This is a genomic window from Kocuria sp. CPCC 205260, assembly GCF_040981045.1.
Classification (GTDB): Bacteria; Actinomycetota; Actinomycetes; order Actinomycetales; family Micrococcaceae; genus Kocuria; species Kocuria palustris.
Genome location: NZ_JAVKPT010000005.1, coordinates 1 through 24,421 on the forward strand (window position 1 = coordinate 1; position 24,421 = coordinate 24,421).

The following is a 24,421-nucleotide window of genomic DNA, read 5'->3' on the forward strand; positions in this document are numbered from 1 at the left end:
GCCTTCTACAAGGAGATCCACTGGATGAGCGCCCAGGGCATCACGACCGGCTGGAACGACGGCACCTTCCGACCCCTGGACCAGACCCACCGCGACGCCATGGCCGCCTTCCTCTACCGTTACGAGAACTGATCGGCCGGCTGAAGCATCTGAAGCGGCCCTGACGCCGCACCGCCTGCGGCGTCATGAGACCCCGCGGAGAGGACGGTGACCCCATGGAGGATCTGAGGATCCGCACGGGCCCCGGCCTCCCGCGGGGTCTCGTCATCCCCGCCGCCGAGCTGCACGAGCAGTTCGTGCGCTCCTCGGGACCCGGCGGGCAGTCCGTGAACACGACCGACTCTCGGGTGCAGCTGCGCCTTGACCTCGGCTCGTGCTCGGCGCTCAGCGACGACCAGCGCCGCCGCGCGCTGTCTGCCCTCGAGCCGCGGCTGGCCGGCACCGAGCTGATCATCGAGGCCGCCGAGCACCGCTCGCAGTTCCGCAACCGCAAGGCCGCCCGCGAGCGGATGGCCGAGCTGCTGCGCGGGGCCATGGCTCCACCGGTCCCGCGTCGACCGACCAAGCCCACGCGGGGCTCCCAGCGCCGGCGGCTCCAGGCCAAGAAGCACCGCGGACGGATCAAGGCCGATCGCGGCCGTCCGGGCTGGGACGGCTGAGCGCCCACCGCAGGAGTCGGCTCCCCGGAGTAGAATCCGCTGAATGCCCGAATCCGACGACCGCCGTGGATCCCACGACCCTCACCCCTTCACCGGAGACGTCTACGCGGAGGGCTCGGCGCCCCCGCCGCGGGCCCCGGACGACGACTCCGAGTTCGTGCCCGATCCCCGCCGCGGCCGCATCCTGGCCGTGCTGCTGGCCTCGCTGTTCATGGCGCTGGTGGCCGTCAGCATCATCAACGTGGCGCTGCCGTCCATCCAGCGCGATCTGGGAGCCAGCTCGAGCGACCTGCAGTGGGTGCTCTCCGGATACGCCCTGTCCTTCGGAGTCGTGCTGGTCGCCGCCGGACGAGCCGGGGACCTGTTCGGCCGGGAGCGGCTGTTCGTGGCGGGCATGGCCCTGTTCACCATCGCCTCGCTCGCGGCGGCCCTGTCTCCGACCCCGCTGATGCTCAACCTCTCGCGCGTGTTCATGGGGATCGGCTCCGGCCTGATCAATCCCCAGGTCTCCGGGCTGATCCAGCAGCACTACCGGGGCAGCGAGCGAGCCCGGGCCTTCGGCTACTTCGGCGGGATCGTGGGCGTGGCCGTGGCGATCGGGCCCGTCATGGGCGGGCTTCTGATCGGCATGCTGCCCCCGGGACTCGGCTGGCGCTCCACGATCGGCATCAACGTGCCGCTGGGCCTGATCATCCTGGCGCTGTCCACCCGGTGGCTCGACCTCGGACCCAGCCGCACCACGACCCAGCGGCGCTCGCACGACCTGGACCCGATCGGCGCCGTCATGCTGGCGGTGGCCGTGCTGACCGTCATGCTGCCGTTCATGCTGGCCGAGCAGTACACAGCGGCCTGGGCGCTGCTGCCCGTCGGACTGATCCTCACTGCTGCGTGGGTCGTGTGGGAGCGGCGCTATCAGGCCCGCGGCAAGGCCCCCATGGTCGATTTGCGCCTGTTCCGCATCCGCAGCTACTCGCTGGGGACCCTGATGATCGGGATCTACTTCACCGGCGGCACCACCATCTGGGTGATCCAGGCTCAGCTGGTCCAGCAGGGCCTGGGCCAATCCGCCCTGGTCGCCAGCCTCCTGGGTCTGCCCGGCGCGGTGCTCACGGCACTGTCGGCGCAGCTCGGCGGGCGGCTGGTCACCCGGATCGGACGCTGGACGGTCGTGATCGGCCTGGTCGTGGTCCTCACGGGCATCATCGGCACCCTGTTGACCACTCCGCACATCGTCGCGGGAGATGTGCCCCTGTGGCTGCTCGGCGCGGTCATGTCGCCCATCGGCTTCGGCGCAGGCATGGTCACCAGCCCCAACCAGACGCTCACGCTGCGCGAGGTCCCCGTGGCCGAGGGCGGCACCGCCTCGGCCATCATGCAGACCGGTCAGCGCATCGGCACGGCCGTGGGCTCGGCGGGCGTCACCGGCATCTACTTCTTCCTGCTGCCCCAGGGCGCGGACCGCGCCGCAGACGCCGCCTACCTGATCATCGGAGGCATCGTCGTGATCGCGCTGATCGTCGCGGTCGCCGACGCCCTCACCGATCCGGATGGCGGGCGCATCGGAGGCTCGACGCGCCGGGACGTGCGCTGAAGTCGGGCAGGTCGGAATGACAGAGGGGCCGGCAGCCGCTGTCGCGGCTGCCGGCCCCTCATCGTGCGGGGCGGCTGTGATCAGGACAGCAGGTTGATCACGGCGTCGTAGTCCGGCTCATCAGCGATCTCCGGGACGAGCTGGGTGTAGATGACGTTGGACTCGGCATCGAGCACCACGATGCTGCGCGCCAGCAGACCGGCCAGGGGGCCGTCGACCATGGTCACGCCGTAGTCCTCGCCGAAGCTCGAGCGGAAGGCCGAGGCCACGGAGACGTTCTCGATGCCCTCGGCTCCGCAGAAGCGGGCCTGGGCGAACGGGAGGTCCTTGGACACGCACAGGACATCGGTGCCCTCGAAGCCCACGGCGAGCTCGTTGAAGCGGCGGACCGAGGCCGCGCAGGTCCCGGTGTCGACGCTCGGAAAGATGTTGAGCACGAGCCGACGCCCGCTGAAGTCCGCGGTGCGGACCGGAGCCAGCTCGGAGCTCACGAGCTCGAAGTCCGGAGCGGACTGAGCGACCTGCGGGAGCTCTCCGACGGTGTGGACGAGTTCTGCCTTGAATGCGGTTTCCATGAGGACGACCTTAGCCGCCGAACCGGTCTCGGGTCACGGGGTCGCTCATGCCGAGGACGAGCCGATGGGGGATGATGGAAGCACCCTGATCGGGTCGTTCACAAGATCCGACGAGCGGCCACGGAGAGTCAACATGAACGTGAAAGTAGAGAGAAAATGACTGGACCTGTACCTGAAGTCGAAGTCAGTCGCGAGCCGGCCAAGCGCATCCAGCCCTTCGTGATCCTCTGGGTCGTCCTCGATGCGATCCTCGTCTGCCTCTTCGGCGCGATCGGCAAGTCCTCGCACGACGGCAGCGCCTGGCTGTTCTTCGATGCGGCATGGCCGTTCCTGGTGGGGCTCGGCGTCGGCTGGCTGGCCGTGGCCTTCCTGCGCCGCCCTGGCCGCGAGCTGGTCTCCGGGCTGATCATCTGGGCTCTGACGGTCGTGGTCGGCGCCCTGCTGCGCGTGGCCGCAGGCGACGGCGCCCCGGTGTCGTTCCTGCTCGTGACGGCCTCGGTGCTGCTGGTCTTCCTGCTGGGCTGGCGCCTGATCGCGTCCGTCGTGGTGCGCGTGCGCCGCTGAAGCGCTCCACCCACGAGCCGGCATGGGCCCGCGGATACAGTGGAGACCACGAGTCTTCCAGGCCCTTCGCGGGCCCGAGCCCCACGTTCGCCAGGAGGCAGCATGTTCACCGCCATCGTCATGATCAGCACCGATCCGCAGCGGATCCCCGAGATCGCCCAGGAGGTCTCGGATCTGCGCGGCGTCTCCGAGGTCTACTCGGTCACCGGCGAGTGGGACCTCATCGCCCTGGTGCGCGTGCGTCGCCACGAGGAGCTCTCGGACGTCATCGCCGATCGGCTCTCCAAGGTCCGGGGCATCCAGGAGACGGTCACCCAGATCGCCTTCCGCACCTACAGCAGCCACGACCTCGAGGAGGCCTTCTCCCTGGGCATGGACTGATGCCGCACCGGCGCTGCTGTGCTGGTTCTTGGGCAGCTCTGGGCTCAGCTCCGCGAGTGCGCGATCCAGCGATCCAGCACCCGCTGGGCCGCACCGGTGTCCAGGGACTGCGCGGCGCGCTCGATCGCCGCGGCCATGCGCTCCTGGAAGGAGCCGTCCGGAGCCTCGTCGAGCGCCATCAGGGCGGAGGCCGCATTGAGCAGGACCGTGTTGCGGACGTGGCCGGTCTCCCCGGAGAGGATCCGGCGGGCGACTGCCGCGTTGTACTCGGCGTCCTGACCGCGCAGGTCCTCGACCGTGCCGCGCGGCATCCCGAAGTCCTGGGGCTCGAGCACGTGCTCGGTGATCTCGCCGTCGCGGACCTCCCAGACCTCCGAGGACTCGGTGATGGTCAGCTCGTCGAGCCCGTCGCCGCCGCGGAAGACCAGGGCGCGGTGGCCGCGATCCCGGAACACGCCCGCCATCACGGGCGCCAGCGCGCGGTCGGCCACGCCGATCGCGGAGGCCTCCACGAGCGCCGGGTTGGAGATCGGGCCCAGGAAGTTGAAGGCCGTGGCCACGCCCAGCGCCTTGCGGGCGCTGGCGGCGAAGCGCATGGAGGGGTGGAAGGTCTGGGCGAAGCAGAAGGTGATCCCGACCTCCCGAGCGCAGGACTCCACCATGGACACGGGCATGTCCAGCTGCACGCCGAGAGCCTCGAGGCAGTCCGCCGAGCCGGATTTGGACGACGAGGCGCGGTTGCCGTGCTTGACCACCCGGGCGCCGGCGCCGGCGGCCACGAGCGCGGACATGGTGGAGATGTTCACGGAGCGCAGGCGATCCCCGCCCGTGCCCACGATGTCCACGGCCGGGCCGGGCACATCGAGCGGGCGGGCGTGGGAGACCATCGCGTCGGCCAGCCCCTTGAGCTCGTCGACGCTCTCCCCCTTGGCCCGCAGCGCGACCAGGAACCCGGCCAGGGCGATGTCCTGGACGTCGCCGCGCATGACCGCGTCCATGGCCGACCATGCCTGCTCCGCACTGAGATCGCGGCCCTGGATCAGGGAGGTGGTGAGCTCGGGCCAGTCCAGCGGCGCCGAGGGGTGCGTGGGGATCTCGCTGTTCGAAGTCACGGTGCGACTCTATCCCCGGGTCCCAGCCGGCACAGCCCGCCCCGAGGCAGGGTCCTGCCCAGCTCATACATTCCCGGAAGGGAACGGAATCCCATGGTTCTCACCGGGGTGTCTCAGTTGGTTCGCAGGACCGTTTGGCGACATAATGTCGATCGTGACGACTGCAACCCATGCCCCAGCGCGACCCGCCCCGGTCATCAACCGCCCGAACCTCACCGCAGTGGGGACCATCGTGTGGCTGGCCTCCGAAGTCATGTTCTTCGCCGGCCTGTTCGCGATGTACTTCACGCTGCGCGCCACGGTTCCCGAGGTCTGGGATGAGGGCGCCTCGCTGCTCAACATCCCCCTGGCCACCGTGAACACCATCGTGCTGGTGCTGTCCTCCGTGACCTGCCAGTTCGGCGTCTTCGCGGCCGAGCGCCTCCAGCCCCGACGCACCGGCGGCCTGTTCTCCGTCGCCAAGTGGGGCATGGTCGAGTGGTTCATCCTCACGTTCCTCATGGGCGCGTTCTTCGTCTCCGTGCAGGTCTTCGAGTACGCCACCCTCTGGTCGCACGGCCTCGGCATCGCGTCCTCGGCCTACGGCTCGGCGTTCTACCTCACGACCGGCTTCCACGCCATCCACGTGACCGGCGGCCTCGTGGCCTTCCTGGTGATCATCGGGCGCGCCTTCCTGGCCAAGCGCTTCGGTCACTACGAGGCCACGTCGGCGATCGTCGTCTCCTACTACTGGCATTTCGTGGACGTCGTCTGGATCGCCCTGTTCGCGATCGTCTACTTCCTGCAGTGACTCCGGTCCACCGCGCCCACCGGCGTCACCGCCAGCTCAGCACCACACCGAATCGAGGACTCCTGACGTGAAGGCTCTCTCACAGAAGCGTCGCCATCCGCTCGCCATCCTGGCGCTGCTCCTGAGCGCCCTGCTGCTCACCGGTGGTCTCTACGCAGTCGCCACCACCTCGAACCAGGCCCAGGCCGCGGACGAGTACACGGCCGAGGACGTCGAGCAGGGCGAGTCCCTCTTCCTCGCCAACTGCTCCACCTGCCACGGCCTGGACGCCCAGGGCACGGACGCCGGCCCGTCGCTGATCGGCGTGGGCGCTGCCGCCGTGGACTTCCAGGTCGGCACCGGCCGCATGCCCATGCAGATGCAGGGCCCGCAGGCCCAGAAGAAGCCGCAGCAGTTCAACGAGGAGCAGACCAGCCAGCTGGCCGCCTACGTCGCTTCGCTCGGCGCCGGTCCTGCCGTCCCCGAGGACGAGTACCTGGACGTCTCCGAGGGCGACGCCGCCAATGGCTCCAAGGTCTTCCTGGCCAACTGCGCCATGTGCCACAACGCCGCCGGCGCCGGCGGCGCACTGACCCGCGGCAAGTTCGCCCCGTCGCTCATGGGCGTCGAGGAGAACCACATCTACGAGGCCATGCAGACCGGCCCGCAGAACATGCCCGTGTTCAACGACGCGAACATCACCCCCGAGGAGAAGCGCGACGTCATCACGTACCTGAAGACGGTCGAGACCAACACCGACCCCGGCGGCTTCGGCCTCGGCTCGCTCGGCCCGGTCTCCGAGGGCCTGTTCATCTGGACCATCGGTCTGATGATCATCATCGGCTTCACCGTCTGGCTCACCACCAGGTCCGCCTGATCCATCCGCTCGCCGTGCCCCGGCGGTCCTCCGATCACCGGGCCCTGCACCACGTTTCAAGAAAGTTTGAGGGACCACATGGCCAGCCATCGTGATGAGCTCCCCGAGGGCAAGAAGGGCAACGTGCTCGATCGCAGCGCCGCGCCGCAGCGCTTCGAGAACCCGGGCATGCCCCCGCACTCGCCCCGGACCACGGACGTCGATCCGCAGGCCGCCAAGCGCGCCGAGCGCCAGGTCGTGCTCCTGTTCGTGATCTCGATCCTCGGATCGATCCTGTTCTTCGTGGGCTACTTCGGCATCCGCGTCGAGGGCGACATGTACGACGTCATGAACCCCGAGCCGACCTCCCAGCTGCGCCTGCAGAACCTGCTGCTCGGCGCCGGCATCGCCCTGGGCATGCTCGGCATCGGCGTGGGCATCGTGCACTGGGCCAAGACGCTCATGCCCGATCACGAGATGGTCGAGTCCCGCCACGAGATCCGCACCGAGGCCCAGCGCGCCGAGGCCGCCGAGATCATGGACACGATCGTCGACGAGTCCGGCATCAAGCGCCGCCCGCTCATCCGCAACAGCCTCATCGGCGCCATGGTCCTGGCTCCCCTGCCCTTCGTCGGCCTGCTCAAGGACCTCGGTCCCTGGAACCTGCAGACCATGAAGCACACCCTGTGGGACGAGGGCGTCCGCCTGGTCCGCGACCCCTCGGGCACGCCGATCAAGGCCTCGGACATCACCCTGGGCTCCACCTACCACGTGCTGCCGGAGAACATCCTCGGCCTGGGCCACGACGAGGGCTACCTCAATGAGAAGGCCAAGGCGGTCGTGCTGGTCATGCGCCTGGACCCCTCGGAGGTCAACGTCTCGGAGGAGCGCACCGACTGGAACGTGGACGGCATCTTCGCCTACTCCAAGGTCTGCACCCACGTCGGCTGCCCGGTGGCTCTCTACGAGCAGCACACGCACCACCTGCTGTGCCCCTGCCACCAGTCGACGTTCGATCTCACCAACGAGTGCGAGGTCATCTTCGGCCCGGCGTCCCACCCGCTGCCGCAGCTGCCCATCACGGTCGACTCGGAGGGCTACCTGGTGGCGCGCAGCGACTTCCACGAGCCCGTGGGCCCGGCCTACTCGCAGCGCATCATGCACCGCAACCAGCTTGAGGACGAGACGGAGAACGCCTGATGTCCGCACAGACCACAGACACGCGCCGTCCGCAGCAGGACGACTACCGGCCGGACACCGCCGTCGGCTTCATCGCGAACTACGCCGACACCCGCGTGGGCCTCTCCCCGCTGGTCAAGGAGTTCGGACGCAAGATCTTCCCGGACCACTGGTCCTTCATGTTCGGCGAGGTCGCGCTCTACTCGTTCATCATCCTGCTGGTCTCGGGAACCTTCCTGGCCCTGTGGTTCGACCCCACGATGGTCTCCCAGGAGTACACCGGCTCCTACGTCCCCATGCAGGGCGTGGAGATGTCCGGGGCCTACGCCTCGTCCCTGCACATCTCGTTCGACATCACCGGCGGACTGTTCCTGCGCCAGCTGCACCACTGGTCGGCGCTGCTGTTCGTGGTGGCGATCTGCGTGCACATGATGCGCGTGTTCTTCACCGGCGCGTTCCGCCGCCCGCGCGAGCTCAACTGGGTCGTCGGCGCGCTGCTGTTCGTCATGGCCATGGCGGCCGGCTTCACCGGCTACTCCCTGCCGGATGACGTGCTCTCCGGCAACGGCCTGCGCATCGCCGACGGCATGGCCAAGTCCATCCCTGTGGTGGGCACCTACATCTCCATGATGCTCTTCGGCGGAGAGTTCCCCGGCCACGTGGTGATCCCCCGCCTGTACATCCTCCACGTCTTCCTGATCCCGGGCGTGATCCTGGGCCTGATCGTGGTGCACCTGTTCATGGTCGTGACCCACAAGCACACCCAGTACCCGGGCCCCGGTCGCACCGAGGACAACGTGGTCGGCTTCCCGGTCGGCCCCGTCTACGCGGCCAAGGCCGGCGGCTTCTTCTTCATCGTGCTCGGCTTCCTCTCGGCCCTGGCCGGGATGGTCCAGATCAACGCGCTGTGGAACTACGGCCCGTACGATCCCTCCCCCGTGCAGGCAGGCACGCAGCCGGACTGGTACATCCTCTTCGGCGACGGCGCCCTGCGCCTGTTCCCGGGCACCTGGCCCTGGAACTGGGAGTGGAACCTGTTCGGCCTGGTGACGATCCCGCTGGCCGTGTTCATCCCGCTGATGATCATGGGCGCGCTGATCGGTGCGATCTTCGCCTACCCGTTCCTGGAGCGCTGGATCTCCGGCGATTCCCGCGAGCACCACGTGCTGGACCGCCCGCGCAACGCCCCCACCCGCACGGGCCTGGGTGCAGCTGCGGTCGTGTTCTACTCCGTGATGATGGTGGCGGCCACCGGCGACCTCATCGCCACGCACTTCCACCTCTCGCTCAACGACGTCATCTACGCCCTGCGCACGCTGTGGATCGTCGGCCCGATCATCACGTTCCTGATCGTCAAGCGGATCTGCCTGTCGCTGCAGCGCAAGGATCGCGAGATCGCCCTGCACGGCCGCGAGACCGGCCGCGTGCAGCAGCTGCCGCACGGCGAGTTCGTCGAGGTCCACGAGCCGCTGAGCCCCTACGCCCAGTACCGCTTGGTCAGCTTCGAGGCTCCCACCCCGCAGGCACCGCGCCGCAACGCCAAGGGCCGGATCTCCGGCCCCGAGAAGCTGCGCTCGCGCCTGACGCGCTTCTTCTACGAGGATCGCGTGGCGCCGGTGACCCCGGCCGAGCTCGAGGCCGCGCATCACGAGCACCAGGAGGACCTGGGCTCCCTCGATGCCGGGCACAACACCTCGGATCGCGAGATCGGCAGCTGATCGGCTGTCCCTGCTGCAGAGGCCCCCGACTCCCCCGCGGAGTCGGGGGCCTCTGTCGTCGAGGTGGGATCCACGACCGTATTGCCACCGGACGGTGTCGGTGCTCACGACAGCCGCCGGGGTGTTCGGTACCCTGAGACCCAGACCGGTAACCAACCGGGTTCCCCCGCCCGACCCCGTCCCGTCGAGTCGTCAGAGGCCGCTCCTGCCCGAGCCGCACTGCCGCACCGGCACCCCGCAGGCCCTAGGGCAGGCGGGGCCGACGGTCCGCACACCGCACTGAAGATCTGGAGACACCGATGACTGGGAAGATCGTCCTCGTGGGACGCACTGCAGACCTCGTCGCACGCTCTGGCAAGAGCCTGCTCAACACCCGCCCGGCATCCTCTGAAGACATCCCCGCGCTGGCCGAGCTCTATGCGGCCGCCTATCAGGCGTCCTCGACTCCGGATGACTCCAATGTCACCTCGCCGGAGGAGGCCCGGGAGATCCTCACCAAGCTCTTCGACGGCGAGTTCGGTCGCCTCCTGCCCGAGGCATCGCCCGTAGTCGCCGACGAGGACGACGACATCGTGGCCGCCGCCCTGGTGGTCGAGCAGCGCACGGGAGGAGGCGTCCCGGAGGATCCCTACCTCTTCGAGCTGTTCACCCACGCCTCGCACCGCCGGCAGGGTCTGGCCGAGCAGCTCGTGCGCAGCAGTGCCGCCGCACTGGCGGAGGCCGGCCACGAGCGGCTGAGCCTGCGGATCCCGGAGGACAACTCCCCCGCTCTCGCGCTCTACCTGACCCTGGGCTTCAGCCGCTGGCAGGAGGCCGTGGAGGAGGACGAGATCTGATCTTCGATCGGCTCACGTCTCGCAGACCAGGGGCCCGGCCACGGCGATCGCCGTGACCGGGCCCCTGGTCTTGGCCGCACTCTGCCGGCTCTCGGCCGGTGTCCTCACCCTGTTTCGGTCGCTGACGCGGAGGCCTCCGCCGTCGAGGGTGACGGCGCTTCCGGCTCAGAGGCCCAGCCCGCGCAGCGTGAGGGCGGCATCGACTGCGGCGACGGCCGCGTCGTAGCCCTTGTCCTCACTCGAGCCCTCGAGACCCGCTCGGTCCAGCCCCTGCTGCTCGTCATCGGTGGTCAGCACGCCGAAGCCGATCGGCACCCCCGTGGCCGTCGAGACGTCGGTGAGGCCCATGGTCGCGGCCTGGCAGACGTAGTCGAAGTGCGGTGTGCCGCCGCGGATCACGATTCCCAGGGCGATCACTGCGTCGAAGCCCTCGGCCAGGCGCCGAGCGGCGACCGGCAGCTCGAAGGACCCGGCCACCCGCACGATCGCGGGGTCCTGCACGCCTGCCTCGGCCAGGGCCCGCTGGGCGCCGTCGAGCAGCCCGTCCATGATCTGCTCGTGCCAGCGCGAGGCCACCACGGCGACCCTCAGCTGCGATCCCTCCAGATCGGATGCCGCCAGGGTGGGTGCTCCGTGTCCGCTCATGATCTCGTCCTCTCCTTCGACGGCTCCGCTGCCGGGGCCGTCATGGTCCTGTGTGGTGGATTCGGTGCCGTCAGTCGTTCAGTCGTCGACGTGCAGGAGCCTGTGCTCCATGCGGTCGCGCTTGGTGGCCAGGTAGTCGTGGTTCTCGGGGCGGGCGGCGACCTCGTGGTGGACCATGTCGGTCACCTCGATGCCCAGGCCTGCCAGCTGCTCGGCCTTGAGGGGGTTGTTGCTCAGCAGGCGGATCCGCTGCAGGCCCAGCTCGTGCAGGATCGTGGCGGCAGCACCCCAGTCGCGGGCCTCGGCCGGCAGGCCCAGCAGCTCATTGGCCTCGACGGTGTCGGCTCCCCCGTCCTGCAGCTGGTACGCGCGCAGCTTGTTCACCAGGCCGATCCCCCGGCCCTCATGACGGCGCAGGTAGACGAGCGTGCCGCCCTCGGCGGCGATCCGCTTCAGGCCCAGGTGCAGCTGGGGCCCGCAGTCGCAGCGGTAGGAGCCGAAGACGTCGCCGGTCAGGCACTCGGAATGCAGCCGGACCAGCGGGGCCGTCTCCGATATGTCCTCCCTCTGCCCGGAAGCCGTCAGGCTCAGGTGCTCACCGACGGTGGTGCCGTCGGCATCGGGGATCTGCCAGGCCCGCACGCTGAAGCGGCCCTCGACCATGGGGATGCTCACGGCCTCGGAGGCCGCGAGCACCGGCCGGGGCGGGGGCCCTGCCTGCTCGGCGGCCCCAGTCATGCCGTCTGCCCGGCGCGCAGGTGCTGGGCCAGGTCCTCGATGCTGATCAGGGGCAGCCCGTGGCGGCTGGCGAAGGCCCGCAGATCGGGAAGCCGCTGCATGGAGCCGTCGTCGTGGACGATCTCGGCGATCACCCCGGCCTGCGGGAGCCCGGCCAGGGCGCACAGATCGACGGCCGCCTCGGTGTGCCCGCGGCGCTCGAGGACCCCGCCGCTGGCCGCCCGCAGCGGCAGCACGTGCCCCGGGCGGGTCAGGTCGCCGGCGGTCGAGGCCGGGGAGGCCAGCACGCGGGCGGTCAGCGCGCGGTCCTCGGCGCTGATGCCGGTGCTGGCGACCTCGCGGGCATCGCAGGTCACGGTGTAGGCGGTGCCCTTCGCGTCCTCGTTGACCGCGGTCATGGGCGGCAGGCCGAGCTCATCGGCGCGCTCACCGGTCAGCGGGACGCACAGCACGCCCGAGGACCACCGCACGGTGAAGCCCACGAGCTCGGGCTTGGCGTGCACGGCGGCGAAGATCAGATCGCCCTCGTTCTCGCGGTCCTCGTCATCGACCACCACGACGGCCCCGCCTTCGCGGACCTGGCGCACCGCCTCTTCGACCGTGTCCAGCGGGATCGGGGTCTGATCCGGGGTCTGGGGTTCGAGGGCCGGATCGGACCACGGCGCCGGGACCGAGCGGAACGACGACAGCCGTGCGGCGTACTTGGCCATGACATCCGTCTCGAGGTTCACTCTGTCCCCGCGGCGCTTCTCGCCCAGGCCGGTGGCCGCCAGGGTGGCCGGGATGAGCCCGATCTCGAACCAGTGCTGATCCAGCTCTGCGGCGCGGCCGGTGCTGAGCGGCCCGGGGCTCACGGCGGTGACCGTCAGCGAAACGCCGTCCACGGCGATGGCGCCCTTCTCCGCGAGCAGCTCGGCGATCTCCACCGGAACGCCGATGCGCAGCGTCTCCCATGTGCCGTGGTCGGTGCGCTCCAGGATCGTGCCGACGGCATCCACATGGCCCTGGACCACGTGCCCGTCCAGGCGGCCGTCGGCCGGGGTGCAGCGCTCCAGGTTCACCGCGCTGCCCTCTCGCAGACCGCCCAGGGTGGTGCGGCGCAGGGTCTCGCCCATGACATCGGCCACGAAGCGGCGCCGGGGTGCGGCGTCCGCGGTGCCGAGCGTCCCTGGGGCATTGGTCCCGGCTGCTTCCGAACCGGTGGGCGCGTCGGCGTCGACACCCGCGGCGACGGCCGTCGCCGCAGCGTCCGCAGCCGACAGCGGCGTGGCGGTGAGGCACACGCCGTCCACGGCCAGCGAGCCGCCCAGGGGCAGATCCTCGAGCACTGAGCCGGCCTCCAGGTGCAGGCGCACCGAGCCGGTGCCCTGGGCGGTCTGCTCGGCGGTGACTGCTTCCTCGCTGAGGCCCTCCGGGCTGGGCGGTCGCCCGGTGCCCACGGGCTCGATCTGCACGATCCTGCCGCGTTCGGCGACGATTCCGGTGAACATCTGCCTCTTCCTTCTCTGCCCCTGCCGGGGCGCATCTGATCCGGGGTCGCTGTCGCTCTTCCCGGCTGCTGCGGTGGTGCTGGTGCCGTCGGCTGCCGACGATCGGCGCGGAGTGCCGCTGGTGCCGTCAGCCACCGCCGCTGTTCTCAGACGGGGGCTCCGCTGCCTCTCCGTGCGGCCCGAGCGGCTGCAGCTGCCACAGCAGGTCGGTGCCCAGCCTCGTGATCGGCCCGCCACCCGCCGGATCCGGGGCGAAGCCCAGCGCGTGGGTGAGACTCGTGCGCCCGGGCAGCTCCACCGAGGGTCGACCGCCGCCCAGAATGAGCGGAGCCTGGTAGACGAGCAGCTCATCGACGGCATCGGCGTCCAGGAATGCGCTGATCAGCCCGGCCCCGCCCTCCAGGAGCAGGTGTCCGACACCGCGGGCGCGCAGCTCGCGCAGCGCCTCGAGAGGGTCGTGAGTGCGCAGCTGGAGGAAGCGGCCGTCCTCGCCGCGCACGGCCGCACGGGCCGGGATCTCGCGGTGCCCGATCACCACGCGCAGCGGCTGCGAGTCGGCCGGGGTGCCGTCGTCCCGTCGGGCGCTCAGGCGCGGGTCGTCGGCCAGGGCGGTGCCGGTGCCGACCGCGATCGCGTCCGCGCGGGCTCGCAGGCCATGGCCGTGCCGCCGGGCCTCGGCCCCGGTGATCCACTGGCTGGTGCCGTCGGCGGCGGCGATGCGCCCGTCGAGCGACTGGGCGATCTTGGCCGTCACGAACGGACGATTCTCTCGACCGGCTCGATCCCACCGGCAGTTCAGCGCCCGGGACTGCTCGGCCAGCAGCCCGCTGCGTACCTGGACACCGGCGGCGCGGAGGCGCCTGGCTCCCCCGGCACCGGCCTGGGTGTCCTCGACGGCGAAGATCGCCCGCGGGATCCCGGCTTCCAGGATGGCCTGGCTGCACGGACCCGTGCGTCCGGTGTGGTCGCAGGGCTCGAGCGTCACCACGATCGTGGTGTCGAGCAGGTCGGTTCCCGCCGCGCGGGCCTGGGTCAGGACGTCGGCCTCGGCGTGCGGGGTGCCCGCACCCAGATGCCGCCCCACGTGCAGGATCCGTCCCTGCGCATCCAGCAGCGCCGCGCCCACGAGCGGATTGGCGCCGCGGGGGCCCTCCAGCGCGGCCTCGAGCGCCCGCTGCATGGCGGCGGTCTCGGCCTCGGTGAACGACGGCTCGACGGTCATCGGCGGGCCTCGTCGTCGGCGGAGCTCAGCCGCACGGTGACGTCGGGGAAGGCGGTCTCGATCTCGACCCCGGAGGATTCCGTCCCGTCAGGGGCGGATCCCTCGCGACGCTGGACCCGCCACCAGATGAAGAACCCGAGAAGTGTGAAGCAGCCGTAGAACACGTACATGAACGCCGAGGCGTAGTAGCCGGCCGAGACGAGCAGGGGCACGCCCACGACGTCCACGGCCACCCACACGAGCCAGAACTCGGTCCATCCGCGAGCCATGCCCCAGGTCGCCACCACGGAGCCCACGAAGATCCAGGCGTCGGCCCACACGGGCTCATAGGACCCCAGAGCGCGGAACAGCGGCGTGAGCGCCACGGTGCCCAGCACGAGCACGGACACGAGCAGGATCCGCTCGCGTCCGGAGGCCCAGCCCGGGGAGACGGCCACGCCGTCGCCGGTGCGAGCCCGGCGCCACTGCACCCAGCCGTAGACGGCCACGATGATGAACATGACCTGGCGGCCTGCCTGCCCCAGCAGGTTCACGGGGTTCGGCGATCCGAAGACGGCGCCCAGGAAGACGGTGAGCAGCAGCAGATTGCCCACGATGCCGATGGGCCAGGCCCAGACCTTCCGGCGCATCCCGCCCAGGGCCGAGAGCAGCCCGAAGACGTTGCCGATGACCTCCCGCCACAGCAGGAAGCCGTCGCCGATGCGCAGCTGCGCGTTGAACAGCTGCTCGAAGATCTCCACCGTGGTGCCTCCCGGGCCGGTCTGGCGGGCCGGGGTCCCGGTCCGCTGCGGGGCCGATCCTGCGGGATCGGCGCGGCACGGATGTCCGGGAGGCGGACGGGAGGACGTGAGGCCGATGACGACTCAGCCCATGGGCGCACGGCACGCCGACTTCGGCGTGCGCGGGCCGCGAGGGCTCAGACGCGATCGACCGTGCTCCTCCCTTCCAGACTGTTCTGTCGGCACTGGAATCTCACCAGTCAGGCCAGGGCCGTGTCGTCGTCGAGGGCCCGGGGCCCCTTGAGGGCGCCGTGCGTTCTCGGCGACGACGACGGCCACCGGTTAGCGGGCTGTCACCGCCGGCTCGGAATTCCACCGATCTCGGAGCACGTCGTGTCGTGGACCTGATTATGGCACGCGGCGGCCCGGGTCCGCGGACGCGTCAGCCCTGGGCGGAGCGGGCGGCCTGGCGCAGAGCAGCGATCGCGGCCTGCGGGTCGTCCTTGCCGTACACGGCGGAGCCGGCCACGAAGACATCCGCCCCGGCCTCGGCGGCGCGCTCGATCGTCTCCAGGGAGACGCCTCCGTCGACCTGCAGGGCCACTTCCCCGCCGCCGGCGCGGATGGCCTGCGCGGCGCGGCGGATCTTGGGCAGGGTCACATCCAGGAAGCTCTGCCCGCCGAAGCCCGGCTCCACGGTCATCACCAGGAGCATGTCGATCTCGGTGAGCATGTCCAGGTAGGGCTCCACCGGGGTGGCCGGGCGCAGCGCCAGACCTGCCTTGGAGCCGGCACCCCGCAGCTCGCGGGCCAGGCGGATGGGGGCGCGAGCGGCCTCGGCGTGGAAAGTCACCGACGCGCAGCCCGCCTCCGCGTAGCCGGGAGCCCAGCGGTCGGCGTCCTCGATCATCAGGTGGATGTCCAGCGGCACCGGGGAGACCGCCTGCAGCCGCTCGACCACCGGAAGACCCAGGGTCAGGTTCGGCACGAAGCGGTTGTCCATGACGTCGATATGCGCGGCGTCCGCCGTGGAGATCCGCTGCAGCTCGGCGTCCAGGTTGGCGAAATCCGCCGAGAGCACGGACGGGTGGATGCAGCAGCGGGACATGGTTCCTCCAGAGGGCATCGGGATCTGCAGACGACCTTAGGAGGTCTTGGTGAACAGGGCCATGAACATGGCATCGGTTCCATGCACGTGGGGCCACAGCTGCACGGTCCGAGCCCCCGCGGCCACGGAGTCCCCTGCGGCATGTGGGTTCGACGGATCCGCCCGGCCCTCGAGGGCACCGGGAAGAGCCGCAGCGCGCGCCGGCTCGGCGGCGTCGATCAGACGCAGATCTGGACGGGCGCGCAGCAGGTCGTCGACGGCCACGACCGTCTCGGCCGCATGCGGAGAGCAGGTCGCGTAGAGCAGCAGCCCGCCGGGGCGCAGGGCCTCGGCTGCGGCCGGCAGCAGCTGAGCCTGCAGCTGGGTCAGATCGGCCAGGTCCGAGGGACGACGGCGCCAGCGCGCTTCCGGACGGCGACGCAGCGCGCCCAGACCGGTGCAGGGGGCGTCGACGAGGATGCGGTCGAAGCCCTTGGCGGCCACGTAGTGATCGGGCTGCTCCAGCACCGAGGCGATGTCGCGGCCGTCGCCCCAGCGGATCTGCCAGGCCTCCTCGGGCAGCACGGCCAGGGCATCGTCGACCAGACGGGCGCGGTGCTCGGAGACCTCGTTGGCCAGCAGGGTGGCCCCGTTCTGCTGGGCCAGTGCGGCCAGCAGAGCGGCCTTGCCGCCGGGGCCGGCGCACAGGTCGAGCCAGTGCTCCCCCTCCTCCACGGGTCGTGCCGCGACGAGGGTGCGGGCCACGAGCTGGGAGCCCGAGTCCTGGACGCGGATCCCGCCGGTGCGCACTCCGGCGCGCCGGTGGAGATCGCCGCCGCCGCTGATCGCGGAGTCCGGGGTCAGCGGACCGGGCTCGGCGCCGTCGTCGAGCTCCTCCTGGATGTGTCCCAGTCCCGGAAGCGCCACTAGCTGGACGGAGGGCGGCTCGTTATCCGCCTCGAGCAGAGCCTCGATCTCCTCCGGGCTGCGCCCGTGGGCGCTCAGCGCCTGGCTCATGGCGCGCACGATCCACTCGGGATGCGCGTGGGCGGTGGCCAGGCGCTGCCAGGCAGTCGAGCCCTCGTTCAGCTCGGCGATCCACTGCTCCAGCGGGGCTGCCGCGACCTTCCGCAGCACCGCGTTGACCAGGCCCGACGGACCCGCGCCGATCTCGGCGCGGGTCAGCCCGACCGTCTGATCGATCGCCGCGTGATCCGGCACGCGCATGGCCAGCAGCTGGTGCACGCCCAGGCGCAGGACGTCGACCACCGGGGCGTCGAGCTGCTCGAGGGGCCGGTCCACGCAGCGCTGCAGGATCGCATCCCACGTGCCCTGATGCCGCAGCGCCCCGTAGGCGAGCTCGGTCGCGAAGCCGGCGTCGCGACGGTCCAGGCGCTGCTCCCGGATCTGCTGCGGAAGCACCAGGTTGCCGTAGGCGTCGTTCTCGGAGACCTCGCGCAGGGTCCGGTAGGCCGCCAGGCGCGCCGGGTCGGCCTGACGGGAGCGCTGCGACGGCGCAGAGGCCGAGTACGAGCGCTGATCCATCGAACGGCGATGGCGCTGGCGTCCGGCCTGGTCGCGGCGGTCCTCGCCGCGCTGCCGACCGCCCGAGCCGCCGCCTGCACGACCTCCGGCACCGCGGCCGGCACCGGGCCCGCCGCCACGGCGCCCGCCCTGGCCGGCTCCGCCGCGCGACGCTCCTCCGCGGCCCGAGCCGCGCTGTCCTGACTCATCCGCCGGGCTCATGCGAACACCGTCCTCGTGGTCTCGTCGTCGGCGCGGCCGAGCCGGCCGCGGGCCCAGTCGCCGGCATCCATGGCCTGCTTGCCCGCCGGCTGCACGCGCAGCAGCTCGACGGCGTGGGTTCCGGTGCCGGTCAGGACGCGGCCGTCGCGCAGCTGCACCTGTCCCGGGGCCAGATCGGTGTGCTCGGGGGCCTCGCGCACACCGGCCACGATCTTGAAGCGCTGACCGTCGAGCTCGGTCCACGGTCCCGGCTCGGGGGTGGTGCCGCGCACCAGGCGCGCGATCTCTGCTGCCGGATGCTGCCAGTCGATGCGACTGTCCGCGGTGGACAGCTTGGGCGCCATGGTTGCCTCCCCCTGCTGCGGGACGGGCTGCTCGCCGCGCTCCAGGCGCTGCAGGGCCTCCAGCAGCAGCGGTGCGGTCTCGTGCGACATTCGCTCGAGCAGCGAGCCGGCCACGTCGTCGTCGTGCAGCTGCGTGCGCGCGGTGCCCAGCAGCGGTCCTGTGTCCATGCCCTCGTCGAGCAGGAAGGCGGAGGCGCCGAGCTCGGCGTCGCCGTGGAGGAGCGAGTGCTGCACTGGTGCGGCTCCGCGCCAGCGCGGCAGCAGGGAGAAGTGGAGGTTGACCCAGCCCAGCGGCAGGGCCTCCAGCGCCGGGCGCTTGAGCAGCGCGCCGTAGGCCACGATGGCCCCGGCCTGCGCGCCGGTGGCACGCAGCTGCTCGACGACCTCGTCGTCGACCCGATTGGCCTTCAGCACGGGCAGACCGAGCCGCTCGGCGGCTGCGGCCACCGGCGACGGGGTCAGCACCTTCTTGCGTCCCACGGGGGCGTCGGTGCGGGTGAGCACCGCTGCGATCTCGATCCCCTCGGCAGCAGCCAGGTGCTCGAGCGGCGCCACTGCGGGTTCGGGCGTTCCTGCGTAGATGATTCTCACGGTGCCTCCTCAGCCTCCGAAGCTCGAGCCCAGGGTGCCGGCGCGCTCCTGGCGGACCTCGGCGACGGTGCGGGCGTAGTCCTCGGCGCGGATCCGCCGCCATGCCTCGCGGCGGGCCTCGCCCTCCAGGCGGTTGACGTACAGGGTGCCCTGCAGGTGATCGTGCTCGTGCTGGAAGCAGCGCGCCAGCAGGCCCGTGGCCTCGGCCTCGTGCTCCTGGCCGTGCTCGTCGAGCCCGCTCACGCGCGCCCGCTGCCGGCGCGGGGTGTCGAAGCCCAGCCCCGGCACGGACAGGCAGCCCTCGCCGCCCTCCTGCATCTCATCCCCCAGCTCGATCCTCGGGTTGATGAAGACCCCGGAGTCCTCGCCGATCTCGTAGACGAAGATCTGCAGGCCCACGCCGATCTGCGGGGCGGCCAGGCCCACTCCCTCCACATCGCGCATGGTCTCGAACATGTCGGCCACCAGGGTGCGCAGATCATCGTCGAAGCGCCTGACCGGGTCGGCGGCGGAGCGCAGGATCGGATCCCCGATCGTGCGGATCGGACGGACGGACATCGGAGGCTCCTCCAAATGGGACGAGAGGGTGGGGTGCTTGCTGGGCGGCCGCGGCCCGCGGACGACGTACGCCGGCTCAGGCCGGCGGCGGCGGGACGGGGCGCAGCTGCGACGGGCCCCGATCCAGCTTGGTCTGATGGGCCCACAGCCGGCGCAGCGAGCAGAACTTGTGCCAGTGCGCCTCGAGGACCTCGGGTGCGGCCTGCTGGGCGGAGACCTCGGTCTCCCCCACGGCCACGCCGAGCAGCAGGTCGGCCGCACCGAACTTCCAGGGCTCCCAGGTGCCGGCCTGAGCGTCGAGCAGCTGCTCCTCGGCCTTCAGACCCGCCACGAGCTGGGTCACGACCTTGGCATCCATGGGCTTGACCCGGCCGGAGCGGTCGGTGCCCTTGGTCTTGTAGTCGATCAGGCAGACCTTGCCGCCGATGCGCGCGACCAGATCCAGCGTCCCGGCGTAGCCGACCGTGGCGTTCCAGACCGTGATCTCGGCGGCCAGCGGCTCCGGGCGGTAGAGCTGCCACCACTCGTCGAAGCGATCCGCGTAGGCGCGCTCGCCGTGCGAGGCCAGGACCTCCCGCGCCTCCTCGACCCGGGACTCCAGACCCATGGCGCGCAGAGCGGTCTGCTCGGCGTAGTCGTGGACCCGGTCTCCGCGCAGGGCCGCTTCGTCGCGGTGGCGTTCGGCGGCTCCGGCGGCGTCGCGGGCGATCTGGCGCAGCTTGGGCGCGGAGCCGATGGACTGCGGGAGACGATCGTCGGTGATCACAGCCTGTGCGGCCGACCAGCCGTGCCAGCCGCCCAGGTCCAGGGCCGCGCAGCTGAGCACAGTGGTGATCGAGGGGACCTCGGGGTGCCCGGACTCCGAGCGGGCGTACATCCGCCCGTGCTCGGTCTGGCGCGCCAGTCGCGGCTGGGTCATGCGGAGGCTCCCTCCTGGGCGTCCTCATGGGTGGGCTGTCCCCCCCGCGGATCCGGGAGCACGGCGACCTCGAGGAGGCAGGACGACGGTCTTCATGCAGAAGGCCCCGGCCGGTGGAACCGGACGGGGCCTTCTGGTCGATCTTCCGTGCGCGATACTGGGATCGAACCAGTGACCTCTTCGGTGTGAACGAAGCGCGCTACCGCTGCGCTAATCGCGCCTTTCGACCTGGAAACCATAGCGCACCCTGACGCCGCTCGCCAATTCGGCCTCGCCGGCACCTGGTCGCGCCCCAGCTGTCGCCCTTCGCGCGCTCGCGCAAGCAGCAGCGATCCGGGGCCTGGGCCTCAGACATGCACACACCGAAGCCTCCAGTGACGTGCGAGCTGTCTTGCACCCCCGTCGGACCAGGGCACTGGAGCCGATTTGCGTGGCGCGATCCAGGTGGCCTAATGTCTACGCCTGTCGGAACGGCGAGCAGCCCGAAGGACGCGGAGCGAGAGCCCTGCGCATCGGACTGGACGCACTGTCCGCAGCCGAGGCGCCGAGCGTGAGCACGGAAGAGGCTGTGATACAGTTTCCGATCGAACGTCAGCCGAAAGGCCGATGATTCGCGGTTGTAGCTCAGCTGGTAGAGCATCACCTTGCCATGGTGAGGGTCGCGGGTTCGACTCCCGTCAACCGCTCGGAGAGCATCATCTTCGGATGAATGCGATCAATGAGAAGGCCAGGTCCGCAAGGACACAGGTCCCGGTGGGGTGGCCGAGTGGTTAGGCAGCGGCCTGCAAAGCCGTCTACGCGGGTTCGAATCCCGTCTCCACCTCGGTTCCCACCAAGCTCGCTCCCCCCGGGAGCACGAGCGCGATTGGCGCAGCGGTAGCGCGCTTCCCTGACACGGAAGAGGTCACTGGTTCGATCCCAGTATCGCGCACCAGCACAGAAGGCCCCGACTGAAGCTTCAGTCGGGGCCTTCGTCGTACCCCCCCCCCGCCGAGTGGATACCTAGTTGCGCCAAGGGGCCAGATAGCGCAACTAGGTATCCACTCGGCGGGAGGGGGCGACGCGCCCGGGGACCTCCGATGTTGCGACATGGACCGCGGGCAGTGGAGAGTATGCGATGTCAGATGACATCGAACGAGAGGAGACCATCATGGTGGATCTCGGAGGAATGGCAGACAAGGCCAAGCAGGCAGCTTCGGACAACCCCGAGGCCGTCGACAAGGCTGCTGACACGGCCAACGACAAGACCGGCGGCCAGCACGAGGACCAGATCAACTCCGCCAAGGACAAGCTCACTGGCGGAAACGACGACAACTGATCCACGGATCAGCGGTCGACCGGCCCGCAAGGGTCGGTCCTCATGCGCCTGAGGGGCGGCACCATCACGGTGCCGCCCCTCAGTGCATCTGCAGATGCTCGCATCCCGGCCGGGGTCCTCCGGCCGACATCGGAGGACCGGACGACGACGGTCGAGCCCTCAGCCGCGTCAGACCGAGGGCTGCTCCGGCATCTGCCCCTCGCGGGCGAGGGCCGTCAGTCGCGAGACGGCGCGCGAGTACTTCTTCTGGTAGCCGCCGGCCATCATCTCCGGGGTGAAGATCTGATCGAAGGCCACGCCCGAGCTGATGATCGGCAGGTCACGGTCATAGAGGCGGTCGGCCAGCACGACCAGACGCAGCGCCAGGGCCTGCTCGTCGACCGTGCGCACGCCGCGCCACACGATGCCGTCGAGGCCCTGGACCATGGCCCGGTAGCGCGACGGGTGCACGCGGATCAGGTGCTCCAGGATGTCCTCGAAGTCGTCGACCGCGATGGTCGCGTCGTCCGGGAAGCGCTGCGCGGCGGCCGCCTCGAGCTGGTCGTCCGCCAGCGGCGCGGGTGCCTCGGGCAGGCCGCGGTGACGGAAGTCCTCGCCGTCGATGCGCAGGACGTCGAACTGATCGGAGAGCACCTGGATCTCGCGCTGGAAGTCCTGCGCGGCGAAGCGGCCCTCCCCCAGCGAGCCGGGCAGCGTGTTGGAGGTCGCGGCCAGGCGCACCCCAGCATCCGAGAGCTCCCGCATCAGCCGGGACATCAGGACGGTGTCGCCGGGATCGTCGAGCTCGAACTCGTCGATGCACACCAGCGCATAGCCGCTCAGCGCCTCAACCGTCTTGCGGAAGGTCAGAGCGCCGACCAGGTTGGTGTACTCCACGAAGGTGCCGAAGGACTTCGGCCCCGGGGAGTCGTGCCACAGCGAGGCCAGCAGGTGCGTCTTGCCCACGCCGAAGCCGCCGTCGAGGTAGATGCCCTGGGCCGCCGTCTGCTTCTGCCCGCCGCCGAACATGCGCGAGAGGAAGCCGCCGCTCTTCTTCTGGGAGGGCGCCTGGATCGAGGCAGCGAAGCGCTTGAGCACCTCGACGGCCTCCGCCTGCGAGGGCTGCGAGGGGTCCGGGCGGTAGGTGTCGAAGGAGACCTCGCCGAAGCGCTCCGAGGGGCGGAAGCCCTCGAGCAGCTGCTCCGCGGAGACGGACGGTGCGCGCTCGGACAGGCGCTCGATCTTGGGACTCACAAAGGACCTCTTCAGGTGCGACCGGTGGGGGCGCGACCGAGCCTACCGGCAGGCGAGCCGCTGCGGTTCGCCCGTCGCGCACATGGCCCGCGGGCCGGCTCGACCGCGCAGACCCGTGGGTACAGTGGAACCAGATCCCTCGAGGTCGGCCCCAGCGATCGGGGCCAGCCCCAACGACCCTTCTGGAGGACGCACATGGCTGTCGATCCCGACACCACCGACCCCAAGTTCGCCGAATACGCCCACCCCGAGCGCCTGGTCTCCACCGAGTGGGTGGCCCAGCACCTCGAAGATCCGCAGGTCGTCATCGTGGAGTCGGACGAGGACGTGCTGCTCTACGAGACCGGTCACATCCCGGACGCCGTGAAGGTCGACTGGCACACCGAGCTCAACCAGCAGGCCGTGCGCGACTACCTGGGCGGGCAGCAGTTCGCTGAGCTGATGAGCGCCAAGGGCATCTCGCGCGAGCAGACGATCGTGATATACGGCGACAAGTCCAACTGGTGGGCCGCCTACGCCCTGTGGGTCTTCACCCTCTTCGGCCACCAGGACGTGCGCCTGATGGACGGCGGCCGCGACAAGTGGATCGCCGAGGGCCGCGAGCTGTCCACCGAGACCCCGTCGCGCGAGCGCACCGACTACCCCGTCGTCGAACGCGACGACTCCCGCATCCGCGCCTTCCGTCAGGACGTCCTGGACGAGATCGGGCGCACTCCCCTGGTGGACGTCCGCTCGGCCCCGGAATACACGGGCGAGCGCACGCACATGGCCGACTACCCGCAGGAGGGCGTGCTGCGCGGCGGCCACATCCCCACCGCGGCCTCCGTCCCGTGGGCGCGCGCCGCCGCCGAGGACTCGACCTTCAAGACCCGCTCGGAGCTCGAGGCGATCTACCGCGACGAGATCGGGCTGGATCCGCAGGAGCCGGTCATCGCCTACTGCCGCATCGGCGAGCGCTCCTCCCACACGTGGTTCGTGCTCGAGCACCTGCTGGGCTACCCGCAGGTGCGCAACTACGACGGCTCCTGGACCGAGTGGGGCAACTCCGTCGGTCTGCCCGTCGTGATGGGCGAGGAGCGCGGCGAGGCTCCGGAGGCCCGTCGATGAGCGGGGCGGACGCGAACATCCCGGAGTCCGTGCAGGAGCTGATCGAGGACTTCCACGCCGTTCCGGACGCGGATCGCCTCCAGCTGCTGCTCGAGTTCTCCCGCTCCCTGCCGGATCTGCCGGAGCGCTACGGGGAGCATCCCGAGCAGCTCGAGCAGGTCGTGGAGTGCCAGTCGCCGCTGTTCCTGACGGTCGAATGGGACGGCCAGGCCCAGACCGGCGACGACGACACCCCCGTGCGCCTGTTCTTCTCCGCTCCCCAGGAGGCGCCGACGACCCGCGGCTTCGCCTCGATCCTGCACGAGGGGCTCGACGGGCTGCCGGCCGCGCAGATCCGCGATCTGCCCGGCGATCTCACGGAGCGCTTCGGGCTGACGCAGCTGGTCTCGCCGCTGCGCATGCGCGGCATGTCCGCCATGCTGGATCGCATCCGTCGTCAGATCGCGAACCTGCCGCGCTGAGCA

At 70.5% G+C, this 24,421-nt stretch carries 26 protein-coding genes and 4 tRNA genes; 16 read left to right on the forward strand and 14 right to left on the reverse strand.

Going from position 1 to position 24,421, the window contains the following annotated elements; genetic code table 11:
• The first annotated feature begins 15 nt into the window (after window positions 1-15).
• The 3 genes from RF645_RS09250 to RF645_RS09260 all read left to right on the forward strand — a co-directional run bounded on the left by RF645_RS09250 (window position 16) and on the right by RF645_RS09260 (window position 2,250).
• Window positions 16-132, forward strand: coding sequence for a hypothetical protein (locus RF645_RS09250; protein ID WP_368819021.1), 117 nt, complete (start codon window positions 16-18; stop codon window positions 130-132).
• A gap of 83 nt (window positions 133-215) precedes the next feature.
• Window positions 216-659 (forward strand): alternative ribosome rescue aminoacyl-tRNA hydrolase ArfB, encoded by a 444-nt coding sequence (gene arfB, locus RF645_RS09255; RefSeq protein WP_058872237.1) that lies wholly within the window; start codon window positions 216-218, stop codon window positions 657-659.
• A 43-nt stretch (window positions 660-702) separates the two neighbouring features.
• A complete protein-coding gene (locus RF645_RS09260; protein WP_368818959.1) occupies window positions 703-2,250 on the forward strand; it encodes an MFS transporter in 1,548 nt (515 codons plus the stop codon).
• Window positions 2,251-2,330: 80 nt separating this feature from the next.
• On the opposite strand, the gene tpx is transcribed toward RF645_RS09260, so the two are convergent.
• Complete coding sequence (gene tpx, locus RF645_RS09265) at window positions 2,331-2,825, reverse strand: thiol peroxidase (protein WP_006215864.1); 495 nt, start codon at window positions 2,823-2,825, stop codon at window positions 2,331-2,333.
• Window positions 2,826-2,981: 156 nt separating this feature from the next.
• On the opposite strand from tpx, the gene RF645_RS09270 reads away from it, so the two are divergent.
• Both RF645_RS09270 and RF645_RS09275 read left to right on the forward strand, forming a co-directional pair.
• Entirely contained in the window at window positions 2,982-3,389 is a 408-nt protein-coding gene (locus RF645_RS09270; protein WP_081749255.1) for a DUF3054 domain-containing protein, read from the forward strand.
• Window positions 3,390-3,491: 102 nt separating this feature from the next.
• Window positions 3,492-3,770, forward strand: coding sequence for an Lrp/AsnC family transcriptional regulator (locus tag RF645_RS09275; RefSeq protein ID WP_006215862.1), 279 nt, complete (start codon window positions 3,492-3,494; stop codon window positions 3,768-3,770).
• Window positions 3,771-3,814: 44 nt separating this feature from the next.
• Here the strand turns inward: RF645_RS09275 and trpD are convergent, their stop codons facing one another.
• A complete protein-coding gene (gene trpD, locus RF645_RS09280; protein ID WP_368818960.1) occupies window positions 3,815-4,882 on the reverse strand; it encodes an anthranilate phosphoribosyltransferase in 1,068 nt (355 codons plus the stop codon).
• 154 nt (window positions 4,883-5,036) lie between these two features.
• On the opposite strand from trpD, the gene RF645_RS09285 reads away from it, so the two are divergent.
• From RF645_RS09285 to RF645_RS09305, 5 genes are all read left to right on the forward strand, one after another.
• Window positions 5,037-5,672, forward strand: a complete 636-nt coding sequence (locus tag RF645_RS09285; protein ID WP_024290355.1) for a heme-copper oxidase subunit III — start codon at window positions 5,037-5,039, stop codon at window positions 5,670-5,672.
• A gap of 67 nt (window positions 5,673-5,739) precedes the next feature.
• A complete protein-coding gene (locus tag RF645_RS09290) occupies window positions 5,740-6,528 on the forward strand; it encodes a c-type cytochrome (RefSeq protein WP_006215859.1) in 789 nt (262 codons plus the stop codon).
• 168 nt (window positions 6,529-6,696) lie between these two features.
• Window positions 6,697-7,707, forward strand: coding sequence for a ubiquinol-cytochrome c reductase iron-sulfur subunit (locus RF645_RS09295; RefSeq protein ID WP_235044788.1), 1,011 nt, complete (start codon window positions 6,697-6,699; stop codon window positions 7,705-7,707).
• Window positions 7,707-9,404, forward strand: coding sequence for a cytochrome bc complex cytochrome b subunit (locus tag RF645_RS09300; protein WP_204781836.1), 1,698 nt, complete (start codon window positions 7,707-7,709; stop codon window positions 9,402-9,404). The genes RF645_RS09295 and RF645_RS09300 overlap by 1 nt, the downstream gene beginning before the upstream one ends.
• A 299-nt stretch (window positions 9,405-9,703) precedes the next feature.
• A complete protein-coding gene (locus RF645_RS09305) occupies window positions 9,704-10,240 on the forward strand; it encodes a GNAT family N-acetyltransferase (RefSeq protein ID WP_259903024.1) in 537 nt (178 codons plus the stop codon).
• A gap of 165 nt (window positions 10,241-10,405) precedes the next feature.
• On the opposite strand, the gene ribH is transcribed toward RF645_RS09305, so the two are convergent.
• From ribH to RF645_RS09360, 11 genes are all read right to left on the reverse strand, one after another.
• Window positions 10,406-10,885: a 6,7-dimethyl-8-ribityllumazine synthase gene (ribH, locus tag RF645_RS09310; protein WP_137803166.1), complete on the reverse strand. Its 480-nt coding sequence runs from the start codon at window positions 10,883-10,885 to the stop codon at window positions 10,406-10,408.
• Window positions 10,886-10,963: 78 nt separating this feature from the next.
• Window positions 10,964-11,623, reverse strand: coding sequence for a GTP cyclohydrolase II (locus tag RF645_RS09315; protein ID WP_259903025.1), 660 nt, complete (start codon window positions 11,621-11,623; stop codon window positions 10,964-10,966).
• Complete coding sequence (gene ribB, locus RF645_RS09320) at window positions 11,620-13,113, reverse strand: 3,4-dihydroxy-2-butanone-4-phosphate synthase (protein ID WP_259903026.1); 1,494 nt, start codon at window positions 13,111-13,113, stop codon at window positions 11,620-11,622. Before ribB ends, RF645_RS09315 begins: the two co-directional genes overlap by 4 nt.
• Window positions 13,114-13,240: 127 nt before the next feature.
• Window positions 13,241-14,335, reverse strand: coding sequence for a bifunctional diaminohydroxyphosphoribosylaminopyrimidine deaminase/5-amino-6-(5-phosphoribosylamino)uracil reductase RibD (gene ribD / locus RF645_RS09325; RefSeq protein ID WP_259903027.1), 1,095 nt, complete (start codon window positions 14,333-14,335; stop codon window positions 13,241-13,243).
• The gene (gene pnuC, locus RF645_RS09330; protein WP_137803162.1) at window positions 14,332-15,075 is read right to left on the reverse strand and encodes a nicotinamide riboside transporter PnuC; all 744 of its coding nucleotides are present in this window, start codon (window positions 15,073-15,075) and stop codon (window positions 14,332-14,334) included. The genes ribD and pnuC overlap by 4 nt, the downstream gene beginning before the upstream one ends.
• 421 nt (window positions 15,076-15,496) lie before the next feature.
• Window positions 15,497-16,162: a ribulose-phosphate 3-epimerase gene (gene rpe / locus RF645_RS09335; protein WP_137803161.1), complete on the reverse strand. Its 666-nt coding sequence runs from the start codon at window positions 16,160-16,162 to the stop codon at window positions 15,497-15,499.
• A gap of 36 nt (window positions 16,163-16,198) precedes the next feature.
• Window positions 16,199-17,887 (reverse strand): RsmB/NOP family class I SAM-dependent RNA methyltransferase, encoded by a 1,689-nt coding sequence (locus tag RF645_RS09340; RefSeq protein WP_249933900.1) that lies wholly within the window; start codon window positions 17,885-17,887, stop codon window positions 16,199-16,201.
• Window positions 17,884-18,822 carry a methionyl-tRNA formyltransferase gene (gene fmt / locus RF645_RS09345; RefSeq protein WP_137803159.1) on the reverse strand — a complete coding sequence of 313 codons (939 nt, stop codon included), beginning with the start codon at window positions 18,820-18,822 and terminating at the stop codon, window positions 17,884-17,886. Before fmt ends, RF645_RS09340 begins: the two co-directional genes overlap by 4 nt.
• Window positions 18,823-18,831: 9 nt before the next feature.
• Window positions 18,832-19,380 (reverse strand): peptide deformylase, encoded by a 549-nt coding sequence (gene def, locus RF645_RS09350; RefSeq protein WP_061712282.1) that lies wholly within the window; start codon window positions 19,378-19,380, stop codon window positions 18,832-18,834.
• Window positions 19,381-19,456: 76 nt separating this feature from the next.
• Complete coding sequence (locus tag RF645_RS09355) at window positions 19,457-20,299, reverse strand: cytochrome (protein WP_259903029.1); 843 nt, start codon at window positions 20,297-20,299, stop codon at window positions 19,457-19,459.
• Window positions 20,300-20,447: 148 nt separating this feature from the next.
• Window positions 20,448-20,519 (reverse strand) — tRNA-Val (locus RF645_RS09360).
• A gap of 393 nt (window positions 20,520-20,912) precedes the next feature.
• Here RF645_RS09360 and RF645_RS09365 point away from each other — a divergent pair.
• From RF645_RS09365 to RF645_RS09380, 4 genes are all read left to right on the forward strand, one after another.
• Window positions 20,913-20,985 (forward strand) — tRNA-Gly (locus RF645_RS09365).
• Window positions 20,986-21,051: 66 nt separating this feature from the next.
• Window positions 21,052-21,122, forward strand: a tRNA-Cys gene (locus tag RF645_RS09370).
• Between the two features lie 36 nt (window positions 21,123-21,158).
• A tRNA-Val gene (locus RF645_RS09375) sits at window positions 21,159-21,233 on the forward strand.
• A gap of 183 nt (window positions 21,234-21,416) precedes the next feature.
• Entirely contained in the window at window positions 21,417-21,617 is a 201-nt protein-coding gene (locus RF645_RS09380) for an antitoxin (RefSeq protein ID WP_249933862.1), read from the forward strand.
• A gap of 168 nt (window positions 21,618-21,785) precedes the next feature.
• Here RF645_RS09380 and zapE read toward each other — a convergent pair whose 3' ends face one another.
• Window positions 21,786-22,850, reverse strand: a complete 1,065-nt coding sequence (gene zapE / locus RF645_RS09385) for a cell division protein ZapE (protein ID WP_137802858.1) — start codon at window positions 22,848-22,850, stop codon at window positions 21,786-21,788.
• Between the two features lie 195 nt (window positions 22,851-23,045).
• Between zapE and RF645_RS09390 the strand changes: the two genes are divergently transcribed.
• The gene (locus RF645_RS09390; protein WP_368818961.1) at window positions 23,046-23,957 is read left to right on the forward strand and encodes a sulfurtransferase; all 912 of its coding nucleotides are present in this window, start codon (window positions 23,046-23,048) and stop codon (window positions 23,955-23,957) included.
• Window positions 23,954-24,418, forward strand: coding sequence for a SufE family protein (locus RF645_RS09395; protein ID WP_137802856.1), 465 nt, complete (start codon window positions 23,954-23,956; stop codon window positions 24,416-24,418). The genes RF645_RS09390 and RF645_RS09395 overlap by 4 nt, the downstream gene beginning before the upstream one ends.
• The last annotated feature ends 3 nt before the right edge of the window (window positions 24,419-24,421 follow it).

Excerpts from the sequence above, each read along its gene's own strand:
- RF645_RS09315 (WP_259903025.1), bottom strand. The coding sequence starts at position 11,623 with ATGACTGGGGCCGCCGAGCAGGCAGGGCCCCCGCCCCGGCCGGTGCTC.
- RF645_RS09380 (WP_249933862.1), top strand. The coding sequence starts at position 21,417 with ATGTCAGATGACATCGAACGAGAGGAGACCATCATGGTGGATCTCGGA.
- ribH (WP_137803166.1), bottom strand. The coding sequence starts at position 10,885 with ATGAGCGGACACGGAGCACCCACCCTGGCGGCATCCGATCTGGAGGGA.
- ribB (WP_259903026.1), bottom strand. The coding sequence starts at position 13,113 with ATGTTCACCGGAATCGTCGCCGAACGCGGCAGGATCGTGCAGATCGAG.
- rpe (WP_137803161.1), bottom strand. The coding sequence starts at position 16,162 with ATGTCCCGCTGCTGCATCCACCCGTCCGTGCTCTCGGCGGATTTCGCC.
- arfB (WP_058872237.1), top strand. The coding sequence starts at position 216 with ATGGAGGATCTGAGGATCCGCACGGGCCCCGGCCTCCCGCGGGGTCTC.
- RF645_RS09260 (WP_368818959.1), top strand. The coding sequence starts at position 703 with ATGCCCGAATCCGACGACCGCCGTGGATCCCACGACCCTCACCCCTTC.
- RF645_RS09275 (WP_006215862.1), top strand. The coding sequence starts at position 3,492 with ATGTTCACCGCCATCGTCATGATCAGCACCGATCCGCAGCGGATCCCC.
- RF645_RS09340 (WP_249933900.1), bottom strand. The coding sequence starts at position 17,887 with ATGAGCCCGGCGGATGAGTCAGGACAGCGCGGCTCGGGCCGCGGAGGA.
- RF645_RS09395 (WP_137802856.1), top strand. The coding sequence starts at position 23,954 with ATGAGCGGGGCGGACGCGAACATCCCGGAGTCCGTGCAGGAGCTGATC.
- ribD (WP_259903027.1), bottom strand. The coding sequence starts at position 14,335 with ATGACCGTCGAGCCGTCGTTCACCGAGGCCGAGACCGCCGCCATGCAG.
- tpx (WP_006215864.1), bottom strand. The coding sequence starts at position 2,825 with ATGGAAACCGCATTCAAGGCAGAACTCGTCCACACCGTCGGAGAGCTC.
- RF645_RS09300 (WP_204781836.1), top strand. The coding sequence starts at position 7,707 with ATGTCCGCACAGACCACAGACACGCGCCGTCCGCAGCAGGACGACTAC.
- RF645_RS09390 (WP_368818961.1), top strand. The coding sequence starts at position 23,046 with ATGGCTGTCGATCCCGACACCACCGACCCCAAGTTCGCCGAATACGCC.
- def (WP_061712282.1), bottom strand. The coding sequence starts at position 19,380 with ATGTCCGTCCGTCCGATCCGCACGATCGGGGATCCGATCCTGCGCTCC.
- RF645_RS09270 (WP_081749255.1), top strand. The coding sequence starts at position 2,982 with ATGACTGGACCTGTACCTGAAGTCGAAGTCAGTCGCGAGCCGGCCAAG.
- RF645_RS09295 (WP_235044788.1), top strand. The coding sequence starts at position 6,697 with ATGCCCCCGCACTCGCCCCGGACCACGGACGTCGATCCGCAGGCCGCC.
- RF645_RS09355 (WP_259903029.1), bottom strand. The coding sequence starts at position 20,299 with ATGACCCAGCCGCGACTGGCGCGCCAGACCGAGCACGGGCGGATGTAC.
- RF645_RS09305 (WP_259903024.1), top strand. The coding sequence starts at position 9,704 with ATGACTGGGAAGATCGTCCTCGTGGGACGCACTGCAGACCTCGTCGCA.